This is a genomic window from Cohnella suwonensis (assembly GCF_042655365.1).
GTDB lineage: Bacteria > Bacillota > Bacilli > Paenibacillales > Paenibacillaceae > Cohnella > Cohnella suwonensis.
On sequence record NZ_JBHSMH010000101.1, the window covers coordinates 35,240 to 49,183 of the forward strand.

General features: G+C 54.6%; 11 protein-coding genes. 6 read left to right on the forward strand and 5 right to left on the reverse strand.

The genetic code is table 11. The features are described 5' to 3' along the window. On the forward strand, nucleotides 1-1,536 hold the full coding sequence (gene gpmI / locus ACFPPD_RS22630) for a 2,3-bisphosphoglycerate-independent phosphoglycerate mutase (protein ID WP_209745706.1): 1,536 nt from the start codon (nucleotides 1-3) through the stop codon (nucleotides 1,534-1,536). A 45-nt stretch (nucleotides 1,537-1,581) separates the two neighbouring features. Further along, nucleotides 1,582-2,874 (forward strand): phosphopyruvate hydratase, encoded by a 1,293-nt coding sequence (gene eno, locus ACFPPD_RS22635; protein WP_209745709.1) that lies wholly within the window; start codon nucleotides 1,582-1,584, stop codon nucleotides 2,872-2,874. Between the two features lie 175 nt (nucleotides 2,875-3,049). On the opposite strand, the gene ACFPPD_RS22640 is transcribed toward eno, so the two are convergent. The 5 genes from ACFPPD_RS22640 to ACFPPD_RS22660 all read right to left on the reverse strand — a co-directional run bounded on the left by ACFPPD_RS22640 (nucleotide 3,050) and on the right by ACFPPD_RS22660 (nucleotide 7,796). Next, nucleotides 3,050-4,423: an ABC transporter substrate-binding protein gene (locus ACFPPD_RS22640; RefSeq protein ID WP_209745712.1), complete on the reverse strand. Its 1,374-nt coding sequence runs from the start codon at nucleotides 4,421-4,423 to the stop codon at nucleotides 3,050-3,052. Further along, nucleotides 4,420-5,769 carry an ABC transporter substrate-binding protein gene (locus ACFPPD_RS22645; RefSeq protein ID WP_209745715.1) on the reverse strand — a complete coding sequence of 450 codons (1,350 nt, stop codon included), beginning with the start codon at nucleotides 5,767-5,769 and terminating at the stop codon, nucleotides 4,420-4,422. The genes ACFPPD_RS22640 and ACFPPD_RS22645 overlap by 4 nt, the downstream gene beginning before the upstream one ends. 365 nt (nucleotides 5,770-6,134) lie before the next feature. Beyond that, complete coding sequence (locus tag ACFPPD_RS22650; RefSeq protein ID WP_209745717.1) at nucleotides 6,135-6,611, reverse strand: hypothetical protein; 477 nt, start codon at nucleotides 6,609-6,611, stop codon at nucleotides 6,135-6,137. Then, entirely contained in the window at nucleotides 6,589-7,104 is a 516-nt protein-coding gene (locus ACFPPD_RS22655) for a MauE/DoxX family redox-associated membrane protein (RefSeq protein WP_209745719.1), read from the reverse strand. The genes ACFPPD_RS22650 and ACFPPD_RS22655 overlap by 23 nt, the downstream gene beginning before the upstream one ends. A 23-nt stretch (nucleotides 7,105-7,127) precedes the next feature. Continuing rightward, nucleotides 7,128-7,796 carry a winged helix-turn-helix transcriptional regulator gene (locus tag ACFPPD_RS22660; RefSeq protein ID WP_209745721.1) on the reverse strand — a complete coding sequence of 223 codons (669 nt, stop codon included), beginning with the start codon at nucleotides 7,794-7,796 and terminating at the stop codon, nucleotides 7,128-7,130. 164 nt (nucleotides 7,797-7,960) lie between these two features. Between ACFPPD_RS22660 and ACFPPD_RS22665 the strand changes: the two genes are divergently transcribed. The 4 genes from ACFPPD_RS22665 to ACFPPD_RS22680 all read left to right on the forward strand — a co-directional run bounded on the left by ACFPPD_RS22665 (nucleotide 7,961) and on the right by ACFPPD_RS22680 (nucleotide 13,920). Then, nucleotides 7,961-8,446 carry a TlpA family protein disulfide reductase gene (locus tag ACFPPD_RS22665; RefSeq protein ID WP_209745723.1) on the forward strand — a complete coding sequence of 162 codons (486 nt, stop codon included), beginning with the start codon at nucleotides 7,961-7,963 and terminating at the stop codon, nucleotides 8,444-8,446. Beyond that, nucleotides 8,443-10,212 (forward strand): ATP-binding cassette domain-containing protein, encoded by a 1,770-nt coding sequence (locus ACFPPD_RS22670; RefSeq protein WP_209745725.1) that lies wholly within the window; start codon nucleotides 8,443-8,445, stop codon nucleotides 10,210-10,212. The genes ACFPPD_RS22665 and ACFPPD_RS22670 overlap by 4 nt, the downstream gene beginning before the upstream one ends. Further along, complete coding sequence (locus ACFPPD_RS22675) at nucleotides 10,187-10,633, forward strand: TlpA family protein disulfide reductase (protein ID WP_209745727.1); 447 nt, start codon at nucleotides 10,187-10,189, stop codon at nucleotides 10,631-10,633. Before ACFPPD_RS22670 ends, ACFPPD_RS22675 begins: the two co-directional genes overlap by 26 nt. 164 nt (nucleotides 10,634-10,797) lie before the next feature. Beyond that, entirely contained in the window at nucleotides 10,798-13,920 is a 3,123-nt protein-coding gene (locus tag ACFPPD_RS22680; protein ID WP_209745730.1) for an ATP-binding protein, read from the forward strand. Nucleotides 13,921-13,944: the final 24 nt, after the last annotated feature.

The window sequence follows — 13,944 nt, forward strand, 5'->3', positions numbered from 1 at the left end:
ATGGCGGCTCCTAAACCGGTAGCTCTCATTATCCTCGACGGCTTCGGCCTTCGCGAAAGCACGCACGGCAATGCCGTCGCGCAAGCGAAGAAGCCGAACTTCGATCGGCTGTGGGACAATTACCCGCACACGACGCTGACGGCTAGCGGCGAAGCGGTCGGACTTCCGGAAGGCCAGATGGGCAATTCCGAAGTCGGCCACTTGAATATCGGCGCGGGCCGCATCGTGTATCAAGACTTGACCCGCATCTCCAAGTCGATCCGCGATCAGGATTTCTTCGACAACTCGACGCTCCTCGGAGCGGTCAAGCACGCGAAGGATAACGGCAAGAAGCTTCACCTGTACGGACTTCTGTCCGATGGCGGCGTACATAGCCACATCGCCCACTTGTTCGCGCTGCTCGAGCTCGCGAAGAAGCAAGGTTTGGATGAAGTGTACGTCCATGCGTTCCTGGACGGCCGCGACGTGTCTCCGGACAGCGCCCTCGGTTACGTGGAGGAGCTGCAGAAGAAGATCGCGGAAGTCGGCGTAGGAAAAATCGCGACGCTGCAAGGCCGTTATTACGCGATGGACCGCGACAAGCGCTGGGAGCGGACGGAGAAATCGTACCGCGCCATGGTGTACGGTGAAGGTCCGACGGCGGCTGATCCGATCGCTGCGGTAAAGGCATCGTACGAGAGCGCCGTTTACGACGAATTTTTCCTCCCGACGGTTATCGTCTCTGAAGACGGCAAGCCGGTCGGCTTGGTCGAAGCGGAAGACTCGGTTATTTTCTTCAACTTCCGTCCGGACCGCGCGATTCAGCTCTCGAACGTGTTTACGAACGAAGACTTCCGCGGCTTCGACCGCGGCGAAAGCTTCCCGAAAAACCTGTATTTCGTCTGCATGACCCTTTTCGCGGAAACCGTCGGCGGCTTCGTTGCGTATAAGCCTAAGGAGCTGGACAACACGCTGGGCGAGGTTCTCGTGCAGCAAGGCAAGAAGCAGCTTCGTATCGCGGAGACGGAGAAGTATCCTCACGTCACGTTTTTCTTCAGCGGCGGACGCGATCACGTGCTGGAAGGCGAGACGCGGATTCTCATCAATTCGCCGAAGGTCGCGACATACGACCTGCAGCCGGAGATGAGCATCTACGAGGTTACGGATGCGCTGGAGAAGGAGATCGAAGCGGAGCACCATGACGCCATCATCCTGAACTTCGCGAACGCGGACATGGTCGGCCACTCCGGCATGCTGGAGCCGACGATCAAAGCGGTCGAAGCGACGGACGAGTGCCTAGGCAGAGTCGTCAACGCGGTTACGGCCAAAGGCGGCGTTTGCGTCATTATCGCCGATCATGGCAACGCGGATATGGTCATCGATGACAATGAACGTCCTTTCACGGCGCACACGACGAACCCGGTTCCGTGCATCGTGACGCAATCCGGTCATTCGCTTCGCGAAGGCGGCATTCTCGCCGACGTCGCTCCGACGATTCTCACGCTGATGCAACTGCCTCAACCCGTACAAATGACGGGCAAGACGTTAATCGTCTAGAAGATTGACCCGGTAAAACCTAAACCCCATTAAGGAGTGTTACTCATGACGATCATTACTGACGTTTACGCACGCGAGGTGCTCGACTCCCGCGGCAACCCGACGGTCGAAGTCGAAGTTCGTTTGGAATCCGGCGCTCTCGGCCGCGCGATCGTACCATCCGGCGCATCCACCGGCGCATACGAAGCGGTAGAGCTTCGCGACGGCGACAAAAGCCGTTACCTCGGCAAAGGCGTACTGAAAGCGGTCGAGAACGTAAACGCGATCATCGCCCCTGAAATCATCGGCTACGACGCTCTCGACCAAGTCGAGATCGACAACAAAATGATCGCTCTGGACGGCACGCCGAACAAAGCGAAATTGGGCGCCAACGCGATTCTCGCGGTGTCCATCGCCGTCGCTCGCGCGGCTGCCGAAGCGCTGGACGTTCCTTTGTACACGTACCTGGGCGGCTTCAACTCCAAAAAACTGCCTGTTCCGATGATGAACATCATCAACGGCGGCGCGCACGCGGACAACAACGTCGACGTGCAAGAGTTCATGGTTCTGCCTGTAGGCGCTCCTACTTTCGCGGAAGCTCTTCGCACGGGCGCGGAAATTTTCCACTCCCTGAAAGGCGTCCTGCAAAAGAAAGGCTTGAACACGGCTGTAGGCGACGAAGGCGGATTCGCTCCTAACTTCACTTCCAACGAAGAAGCGATCACGACGATTCTCGAAGCGATCGAGAAAGCCGGCTTCAAACCTGGCGTCGACGTCTTCCTCGGCATGGACGTCGCTTCCACCGAATTCTTCAAAGACGGCAAATACCACCTCGAAGGCGAAGGCAAATCCTACACGCCTGCCGAGTTCGTCGACCTGCTCGCTAGCTGGGCCGACAAATATCCGATCATCACGATCGAAGACGGCTGCTCCGAAGACGACTGGGAAGGTTGGAAATTGCTCACCGAGAAATTGGGCGGCAAAATCCAGCTCGTCGGCGACGATCTGTTCGTAACGAACACCGAGCGTCTGTCCAAAGGCATCGAAGACGGCATCGGCAACTCCATTCTCGTTAAAGTCAACCAAATCGGTTCCTTGACCGAGACGTTCGACGCGATCGAGATGGCTCAACGCGCAGGCTACACGGCCGTTATCTCCCACCGTTCCGGAGAATCCGAAGACAGCACGATCGCCGATATCGCGGTCGCTACGAACGCGGGTCAGATCAAAACGGGCGCTCCTTCCCGTTCCGACCGGGTCGCGAAATACAACCAATTGCTCCGCATCGAGGACAAATTGGGAACGACCGCTTCCTACGCGGGCAAAAAAGCGTTCTACAACCTTAAAAACTTTAAGTAATCAAGCAAGCCGTATAACTCTAGCTTAACTCTCCAATCCCTGGAGAAGACCGTCCCAGACGACGACTCTTCTCCGGGGATTTTTGCATTAGCGGATCAGCTCTTAGCGCTTCACCCGATCGTGCAAGCGGATGCGGGCGAGCGGTTCGGCTGGCGGGAACGAGACAGGAGAGCGATTATCGCTCTCCTGTCTTGCTAGAATCCAGGTTGGCCAGCAGCGGAGCCGCGTCCGCCTTCATCCGGGCGACCGCTTCTTCCCAAGTCTGACCGCCTTGCAGGACGGATCGCAGCTGCTCATCGATCAATCCGATGAGCATCGTATAGTCCTGATAGCCGAGCCCGCCGTTCGGGCGCGATTCCGAATTCGCATCCGGCGCGTAGAACGCCTCGTAAACCGGGCTGCGCTCGTAAGCGTAAGGGATGCGCGAGACCAATTCCCTGTCCGTTCGCGCCTGGCGCTTGGCGCGATCTTCGCCGGCCGCGAACTTTAGGAACTCCCATGCGGCGTCAAGTTGATCGGAATCGGCATGAATGCTGAAAATCTTGTCCAGCCGCTGGCCGTAACCGAGATTCCGGTCGCCGGTACTTACGGGCGCGGTGACGGTGGCGAAGGGAATCGGCCGCTCCAGCATCCCTGAAGTTAGAAGCGACAGCAACGATTCGTCCTCGACGGCCATGGCGCTGCGTCCGGCCGCGAACAGGTGCTTGCGCGCCATCTCGTCCGGCGTGCGTCCGGTCGCCTCATCGGAGATGCGCGCCGCTCCCGATCGGAACGCCCGCAGAAGCAGGTCCGCATTTTCCTTCCACTTAGGTGAATCGAGCAGCAGCGTATGCTGAACGGGATCGATCAGGTTCAGCCCTTCCGTCTGTCCGATTCGGGCGAGCAGGGAGGCGATGGTGACGGTCGAAGGGAACGTCAGCCCAACCACTTCGCCATCTTGGCTCCCGGCCCCGCTGCCATCGCTGCCCATGCCGGCTTCCTCGGAGTCGGGATCGGTACCGCCGCCATTTCCTCCCTCGGCCTCGGCGAACCTCTCGGCCAGACGGAGCACCTCCGCCCAACTCATCCTGTTCACAGGCGGTTCCACGCCCTTCTCGCGGAACAGATCTTCGTTATAATAGAGCGCTTGCGCCGAGAAAACGGGAGCGAGCCCGTACAGCTGGCCGGAACCGTATCCCCTCAGTAGGTGCAGTACCACGGGGGCTATGGAGTCGAGATCATACTGGTCGCTTCGGATAAGCGGTTCAAGGTTCACGAAGGAGCCTGCGGTCGCGCGTTCTTCGTATTGGGCCAGGTTGGACAGCGCGATGTCCGGCGATTCGGCCGTCTCGGTTCCGGTAGGCACTACTCGTATCGTCACGTTCGGGAACAGCGCGGCGAACGCGCGGCCATAATCGGTCGCGAAGCTTCGCTCGTCCCCATACATGACGGCGAGCTCGGCGCGATCCTTCGGGCCGAACGGCTTGTCGTCCCGACAGCCGGAAGCCAGAGAGAGCAGGCCTGCCAGACCGATGCAGACGGCGATCTTGAACGCCCGGCGCCGCCTCATGAGGCATTCACCTTCTCCCGCCACGACTTCACCAGCGTATTGCCCTCCGATACCATGGAGTCAATCGCCTCCTGAACGGATACTTCTCCTTCCGCCGCCTGTTTGAGCTTCCGGTCGAAGAGCTGAACGAGCCCGCCGTATACGCGGGGATTGATACCGGCATAGGCATCCGCATCCGGATCGGCATGCTGGGAGTAGAAGGGCTCCAGGCTCCGTTCGGGCACGAGATCCTTCTGATGAGAAGTTCGGGATATCAGTTGTTCGCTCGACTGGGACTTGAGCTTCGCGTAGACGTCGCCGCCGAGATATTGGATGAAGGCCCAGGCGGCTTCCCGGTGCTCGGAGTTCTTGTAGAGGCAGAGGACGCCTCCGAGTTCGGCGAGCGTACCGACTTCGGGGCGGCTTGGGTCGATCGGTACGGTGACGATACCGTAGTCGATGGGCTGGACGCCGTTCACGGGGAACAGATGGCGATCGATCAGCTGAAGCAGGGAGAAGCCGCCGATTGTCATGGCGCTATCGCCGGAGATGAATCGATTCTTCTTGACGGCGTCGTCCGGAGGCAGAGGCTGCTTGTTATCGTCGATGGCGATCGTTCCGGAACGGTAGGCCAAGGCGGCGGTCTCCGCCGCCCGGATCCACCCCTCCGTATCGAGTACCAGGTTATCCTTCCGGTTAACCGCTGCCAGCCGGAGGCCGTTCGATTTGCCGATCTGAGCGAATAACGCTCCGAGGGTGCCGAGCGGCCTTGAATTGCGATCCAGACTTAATCCGGAGATTCCGGAATCCGCGGGAAACCGCTTGGCGAGTTGGAGCAACTGTTCCCACGACATCCCGTTGCGAGGAGGTTCGACCTTATATTGGCGGAATAAGGCAGCGTTGTAATAGAGGACGCTATTGTTGAAGAAGGGGGCCAATCCGTAGAGGCTGCCGCTGTCCGTAGCCCGAAGCAGGTCGATAACCGGCGGTGATATCGTCGACAGGTCATACCCGTCTCTTTTTACGAACGGATCAAGTTCGGCGAGCAATCCGGATTCCGCGAGTACGGGATAGTTGTACCGCTGGGCGATGACGATGTCCGGTTTCTCGGTTTCGATGAACTTCTCGATTGTCCGGTCCGGATTTATATCCTGGAAGCTGACGAACTCGAACTCGATGTTTGGATATTCGTCGTTGAAGTCGTTCCCGTAGGCGGAGTAGAAGCTTTTCTCGTCGCCGTCTCCCAACACCTTCAGCGTCACGTGTTCGGAACGGTCGAACGGCTCCTTCTTGCGGTCGGTGCAGGCCGATGCCAGAGCGGCGAATATCAGCATGATTGCGACGGTTAAACATAGACGTGTCTTCATCGTTACTCTCCCTTCAAAAGTAAGGTAAAGTTAATCAATCATTTATTGGTCGTTTATTCCAACATTTACTAGACGTTTCTATACTAAAAGTAGTTCAAAATAAAGGAGGTGAAATCGAATGGCATGTCCAAGCGGATGGATTAATGAAGGCGGCTGTACCGCAACGTATAGCTGCGGCACGGCTTGTTCGGGTTGGAGCAATCAAGCGCTGTACTTGAATACTTGGGATAAGTGCAGACCTCCCGTTTCCGGAGCGCCGAGTTATTGTTATTGGAATAACAGCTACTGGCAAGATTGCGATTGCTAGCACTTCCAAGAACTTACGATTTGCAAGGTAGATCCAATCCGCCTTGCAAATCGTTTTGTTAAGCCGGTTTTCGCGCGAGCCGTGTGGACCATTCCTCCAAAAAGATGACGGGCTCCTGGCTTCTCTCCCGAACGACGCCGTTGTCGAGAACGAAGATCCGGTCGTTCGGCGAACCGAACTTGCCACAGATAGAGCATGACTCTCCCGGTCTGACGACATGCCGCTGCCAGATCGTCTGTTTGGTTGACGCGAGCCAAGACGGACCGAGAAGGCAGATATGAAGCGGGGGGAGGCGCTCGTCTTGAAGAAGCTTATCCATAAGAACGAAATGATTCGAATCCAGACGAAGAATGAGCAGCGCCTGCCGATTGTCCCCGAACGGTTCGACAAAATTCAGTTCCTTCCAAATCAGCTTAATCAATCGATTCTCCCGAATGTGGATTTGACGGGTTATCCAGGCGATTCCACCGGATAAAATAAAAACGGCGATCGCGGCCAAGGCGATAAAAGACTCATTGTGCTCGAAGGTTGCCATAGGACGAATACTCCTTGAAGGTTCGGATAAGAAGTACCGCATCCGACGCTAGAACGAGCAGCACGAGCAGCATCAGTAACAGGGTAGAATCAGGAGCCGAAGCCGTTCGGGCCGGCAGCCATTCGCGGCAGACAATCGCCAGGCACATAGCTAGGTTCCGGAGTAGGGGGGAGCGGTTCAGCCAACGAATCGATCCGAAGCAGCCGCAATCCGTTTGCCCCTCGTTCTTCCGTTTTAACACCAAATAGAGAAAAGCCGCGAGCATGCCGACGCAAGCCAGGTCTCTCCACAATCCGAACCAATCGTAGATGTAACACAGCGCGATTGACAGCTCGGCGAAGAGGAGAACGATCGCGGCCCCAATGGCCCAAGCGCCACTGACGACTCGATAGGCTTGGATGTTCCGAACGGTGTCTCTCGGTTTTTTGATTTTGAAATAGAAAGCCGACATGAACAATAGCGCAATCGACGTGTCTATGAACAAACGAATCATAAAAATCTCCCGCCTTCCAAGGCTTATTGGTTATAGAGCATATAGCCTCCGCCTTTTTTGGTGACAATGTACTTCGGATATTGAGGGTTCTCCTCAATCTTCTGACGTAGCTTCTGAATGGTGATGTACACATTGGAGTCTGCGGCCGCTCCGTCCCAGATCGAATGAATCAGCTCCTCGCGATCGATAATCTTCCCGCTTCTCTCAAACATGAACTTCAGCAAGCCGAATTCCCTTCGGCTTAACTCGACTTCTTTATTTCCCACCTTTACCGTTCGAGTTGAATGCATCAGTTGAATCGAGCGTTCAGTACCGGATCTAGACAACGCCTGAGAGACGTTAGGTTCGGGCTCAATGGCCTCCGCCGGTTGAATGCGTTGCAATGAAACGCTTACATTGTTCTCGATAATCTCAATGTCGTGCAAGGTTAATACAGAAGCGTCCTCAGGATTTAATCGCTGGCAGATGAGAGTGACGGGCATGGAATAGCTCTTGCGAATCGAGAGGCAGACGTCCAAATCGCTTGCCGATAGCGTTGGCCAGTATAAGAGAATGTGCTTGATTGAATCCAACTGAAGAGGGGTTAGTTCATTGCGGTTGACGATGGAAATCAGTTGATGCCCCTTGAAAACGATTTCTGTCTCAAGCGGCAAAGAGCATGTCCAACATCGAGTCCATAACATAATGACCATTTGGCTTCTCCCCTTTCCGTTTGGAAGTTCATGCCTAATGTTTACATTTATTATAGATGGTGTCAATTATTTTGCGGGAATATTAATGCGCAATTTAGGGAAATAGGTAAAATAATGCTCTATAATGCAGATGATTCGATATCGAAGCGAAGAGAGGGGATTGGATGATAAACCGTTATTTAAAAAAAGAAAAGCCTCCCGTACTGCAAAGATTCGAAGAAGAAACATTGAAAGCGGGCGAGTTGCTTCCGGATTTGACGATTCAAGACGAGAATGGAACGGAGACGAATTTACACAGTTATATTACGGATCATCTTGTCCTCGTGTTGGGAAGCACGGGGTGCGATTTATGCGAACAGACCCTGGATGCTTTGAACGACTATACAATGCGCAGCAGCGACTTGAACGTGTTGATCTTAATGGATACACATCCCGCCGCTCTTCACGAGCTAAGAAACATTTTCAACAATCGGGCCAGGATCTACATCGTCATGCCTCACCTCATGAATCGATATTTAAAAATGCAGTACTTGCCCACGGCATTTTGTGTAGGCGAGGACAGACGAATTTTGTCGACGCATCCGTTCTTGGATCTGGAGTCCTTCCAGCGGTTGATTGAACCGCTCCGGACTCCCCCGCTATCGTCATGACTGATTCTCGATCGTTCAACAAGCAGGTTCTGGAGGGAACGTATAAGGATTACGCGATCACGGCGCTGATTGGACTTCTGTTAACCGCCCTGACGTCCTATCAACTGGATGTCACGAAGAATATGACGGACGAGCTGGTTGCCCTGGCCTCTCCGCGAACGGCGTTATTATTGCTTGCCGAGTTGTTCGCTTTGCTGATCTGCGCGGCGTTGCTTCGCCTATACCAACAATATAGGCAGAACGGAATTCAACTTCGGGTACAAGGGAATTTGGACCGGATATTAGCCTTTTCGATCGAACCCGTCACCATCAGCAGAACCGAAACTCCCGGATTCAAAAACGATTTGAACGTGGTGCGGTTCAGCTTTCAATCTTTGGCGGGATTATATTTGACTTTTATGCAAATCACGGTTGCCGTCGTATCGATCGGAACTTATATGATTCTGATCTTCAAACATGTATGGTATTTGCCATTCGTTATTCTCTTGTTGAATGCGCCCAAGTGGCATCAAGAACGGCGGACTGCCCGAGACCGGTTTGTCTTCGCGGTGCGGACATCCGAGGTTGCCCGCGAGAAAACGCTGCTTCAAGAACTGCTATTCAATCCGGCCACCTTCTCGGAGCAACTCGTATTCGCTTCCAAACTATTCATCATGAGAAAGTGGAGGAGAGCTTACGCCGAAAATATGAAGCAAGAGCTGCGCTTCAATCGACTGGAAACCATACGAAAGATGGGTTACTCCTGTATAGCCGTCATCGCTCAGATCGCGGTACAGTTCCTGCTTATTGTCGGCGTCATTCAGCACTCGATTACCCTTGGAGCTTACATCTCGGTCATTGCCGCTACGGGAGTGCTGGAAGCCTCTTTGTTGTCGCTTGCTTCATATGCCGGGCAACTGCACCACTATAAATTGACGAAGAAGAAAGTGATCGGCTTTTTGAATGAATACTTGAGCGAACAATCGAAGAAAGACGAGCCGATGCTCTTCCAACAGAGGCTTCGAACGATTGAATTGAGAAACCTAATCTTTGCTTACCCGGGCCGGGATTGGCCGACGATCCGGCAAGTTTCTCTGCAGATTCGGTTAGGCGATAGTATCGTGCTGGTAGGCGATAACGGTTGCGGCAAATCGACTTTGGCCAAGCTGATCGCGGGGCTCCATGAGGTGGATGCGGGAATGATTTTCTACAACGGAGCCGATACCAACAGGCTTGAACGTCGACAAATTTACAAAAAGGTATCGATCGTTACGCAGGATTATATCAACTATCCATTCTCGATCTACGAATGCGTGACGATGAGCGCCGATCCCGACGACGCCCGTTACGAGGCTATAAGGAAGCGGTATCCGTATCTTTTCCCGGAGGGAATGGATAAGCATTCGATTGTTGGCCTTGATCGAACCGGAGCCACTCAATTGTCCGGGGGACAGTGGCAGAAGCTCGCGATCGCTCGAGCTTTATATAAGGATTCTCCGGTATTAATTCTGGATGAAGCCACTTCGGCATTGGATCCCGAGACGGAGAAGCGTTTTTTCCACGATCTGATGACGGAGCGCTCGACTAAAGCGTTGATTGCCATTACTCACCGGATGAACGTCTGCCCTCTTTTCTCCAAGAGTGTCGTCCTTCAGGAAGGGCGAATCGTCGAACAAGGTCATCATGATGAATTGCTGCAATTGAATGGAAAATACAGTCGTATGTTTGAAGCTTATACCATGGAGGGGGTCCGGTCTAAATATGGGAGCGTTCCAACAGTTGTTTAAGTCTATTCAGATGAAGCAGTCCGGGAAAGTTGCAGTAGAAGCGATTCCGCCTGGCCAACCGTTCCCTTTGGAATTTGCGGGGACGACAAACGATGTTAACCTCGCCTTGTTTATCTCCTTAACATGCCGGGAGTGCGTTTATCTATTGTCGGACTTGCCCTCGTTTTTGAGCGGTTTTGCGGGAGGCGTGCGGATGTTCGTCAAAGGCAAGGAGGAGGAAATTCGTCAATTAACGGATTATTATGAATTCGACTTTCCCGTATATCCTATACGAGAGGATGAAATGACAGACTTGTATAAGGTGCCGTCGACTCCCTATCTCTATGTGGCAGACAAGTCGGGGATCGTCAGCGGGTCAGGGAATGTTCACAGTGTAGAGGAGCTTACCGAGCTAATCAAAACTCTGAGTCCTCAAAAATGATTCTAATCGGATAGAAGAAGCATAGCGCAAGGACCGTCAGGGTGAACTGACGGTTTTTTCTTAACGTGGCGGGTTGTCGAAAATTCTGTGATAATGGCCTTGGGAGTATCTTGGGAGCGCAAGCTGATATGCTAGCGAAAATGGGGAAGTCGGGAGGGACGGCGGTGGGAAGCATAGGTTTGCGAAAAGGGGTGCGTTTCGGCTTCCGGGCGTTAGGCCTGACGTTGATTCCGCTTATTTCGATTCTTCTGCTGATGGGGATTTACGAATATACGGTGCCGAACCGGTCGGCCCCGATCGCGCAGGACGGCGTGCTGGATCTGAGCGAATGGGATTTCGACGGGAGCGGTTTCGTCAATCTCGACGGTGAGTGGACGTTCTATCCGAACCGGCTGCTAACGCCGGACGATTTCCGAAGCGGCGGAGAAGGCGGCATAAGTGCCATCACCTCCCGCATCCCGAATGCTTGGTACGGAGGAAGCCCTCCGAATGAGGCGAGCCAAGCCCCGTACGGTACATATCGGCTGGCCGTCAAGCTCAAGGAGGGCGGCAGCTACGGCATACGGGTGAACAACATCAATCGGGCGCACCGACTATATGTGAACGGCCTTCTGATCGGGAACGGGGGAAATCCGTCCGATAATCCGCAGGATTACAAGCCGGAAAACAAGCCGTACACGACGTTCGTCCAAAATGTAACCAGGAATTTGGATATCATGCTTCAAGTGGCGAACGAGAATTACGCTCATTCCGGGGGATTCGAGGAATTGCAGCTCGGTTTACAGGCGGACATGCTCCTCAAGGACCGGATCCTCTTCGCTGTAGAGCTTGCCGGTATGCTCATCATGCTGCTATTTAGCGGATATCATTTGAGTCTCTACGTCATAAGGCCGAAGGACAGAGCCTATCTATTCAGCGCCATATATTTCTTAACCTTGCTTTCCGTAGCCTCAATGAGCGGGGATAAGCTGCTGCTCCAACTCGTTCCGGGATTTTCTTACGAATTAGCGAAGCAAATTTTCTATTTTGCCGGCTTGTTGAATTACGTGGTGCTTGGGATTTTCCTCTATCATTTGGACGGCAAGCTGATGTCTCTCAGGCTGCTTAAGTTGCTTATGGCTCCGATTGCCGTTTTTCTCGTTGCGGTTGCGACGCTTCCTTATTCGTACTATTCGAGCTTCAGCGATCCTATATCGTACTATGCGGCACTGTTGATTGCTTATTACCTCTACCGGGCCATACGGTTGTATATCAAGCAAGACGGTCAATTGGACCGCAAGGAAATTATTCTGCTTGTCGGGATGATCGTGGCGATCACGATGATTGCGATGTTCGGAATCTTCTATTCCCTCAGTTTGGTCGAAACCTATCTTGGCCAGAAGATCGCGTTTCTCGCGGTCATCGCATTCATGAACACACTACTTGCTTTCCGTCTCGCCCGCGCCACGAATCGCACAGAACAGTTGACGGAGCAATTGATCCTACGGGATAAGCTGAAGGACGAATTTCTGGCGAACACGTCGCACGAATTAAAGACGCCGCTGCACGGCATCCAGAATATGGCCTCCTATTTGCTCGACGGGAAGGCGGGGGCACTTACGGACAAGCAGCGGAGCGAGCTGTCTCTCATCCAGGATACGTCCACAAAGCTGTCCGCGCTCGTGAACGATCTCGTAGACGTCGTCCGGATGAAGCATGGGGATCTGGGGCTGCAGGAGACGGTTCTGGACCTGCGAGTCGCCGCTCGGACGGCGTTCCAGGTGCTGGAGTTCGAGCTGGCGGGCAAGGATGTGCGATGGGAGAACCGTATTGCTCCGGGTACGTTCGTCCTCGCAGACGAAAACCGGGTGCGTCAGGTGCTGTACAACCTGATCCATAACGCGATCAAGCATACGAAAAAAGGCTGGATCGAGATCGGCGCGACGGTTGCGGACGGCCAAGTTACCGTATGGGTGGAGGACACGGGAATCGGGATTCCGCAGGAAAGCCATGAAGCGGTCTTCGGATATTTCGAGCAAGCGGAACGTCTCCTGCCTCAGGACGGTTACACGGGAATGGGGCTTGGTCTATACATCAGCCGCCAATTGGTGGAACGGATGGGCGGCCGAATCCGCGTGGAGCGCTCCGAGCCTGGACAAGGCACGCGGATGGCGTTCACCCTCCCGGCCGCCGATCCCAAGGGCTGGGCATCCGCGGAAGGTTATGTTGCCGCTACCGCGGAACGGCCAAGCCAGGTCTTCCCGGCGGAGCTCGATATCGTCGACCAGACGCGGGAGTACACCGTGCTTGTCGTCGACGACGAGGCGTCCAACGTCCGTATCCTGCTCAATCTGCTGGGCGACGAGTACAACGTGCTGACGGCTTTTTCCGCGAAGGAGGCGCTCCGCAAGCTGGAAGATCGTCCGCGGATCGATCTGATGATCCTCGACGTCATGATGCCGGAGATGTCGGGCATCGATCTATGCCGGACCGTACGGGAAACGCGTTCGGTGCTCGAATTGCCCGTTCTGTTCGCGACGGTGAAGGATTCCCTGCACGATATAGAGCTTTGCTTCCGGGCGGGAGGGAACGACTTCATCGCCAAGCCGTTCGATCCGAAGACGCTCGCCGCAAGGGTACGGACGTTATTGTCGATGAAAACCTCGATGGACCGGGCCGTCAAGAACGAAATGGCGTTCCTGCAAGCGCAAATTAAACCGCATTTTCTGTACAACGCCATCAGCAGCATCGTCTCTTTCTGCTATACCGACGGGGAAAAGGCCGCTTATTTGCTATCCATGCTGAGCCGCTATTTGCGAATCGTGTTCGAACGCGACCAAAAGGCGTTGTTCGTGCCGCTAAGCACGGAGCTTGAGCTTATCAAAGCATACGTGGAAATCGAGAAAGCCCGGTTCGGCGCACGGCTAGCCTACAAGCTGCAGACGGATCCGGATCTCGAAACGGCCGTCATTCCTTCGCTGATCCTCCAGCCGTTCGTCGAAAACGCGATCCGGCACGGCCTGTTCGAAAAAGAAGGCAACGGCACGGTAACGTTGACCATCGCGGACGGTGACGGTTATATCCGATTCGATATCGCCGATGACGGCGTCGGCATGGCGGATGACACGCTCTACCGCCTAAGAGCAGGCGACCGGCCGGAAAGCGCCGGCATCGGGATGACGAACGTCCGCAGGCGTCTGGCGGCTATTCCGGGCGCGAGCGTGACGGTCGATTCCGCATTGGAGCGGGGGACGAAGGTCACCGTTTATTTGCCGAAGCAGGGTGTGGCGGCATTGGGAGCGGGTTAAAAGGACATCGGTTGCAGGTAGACC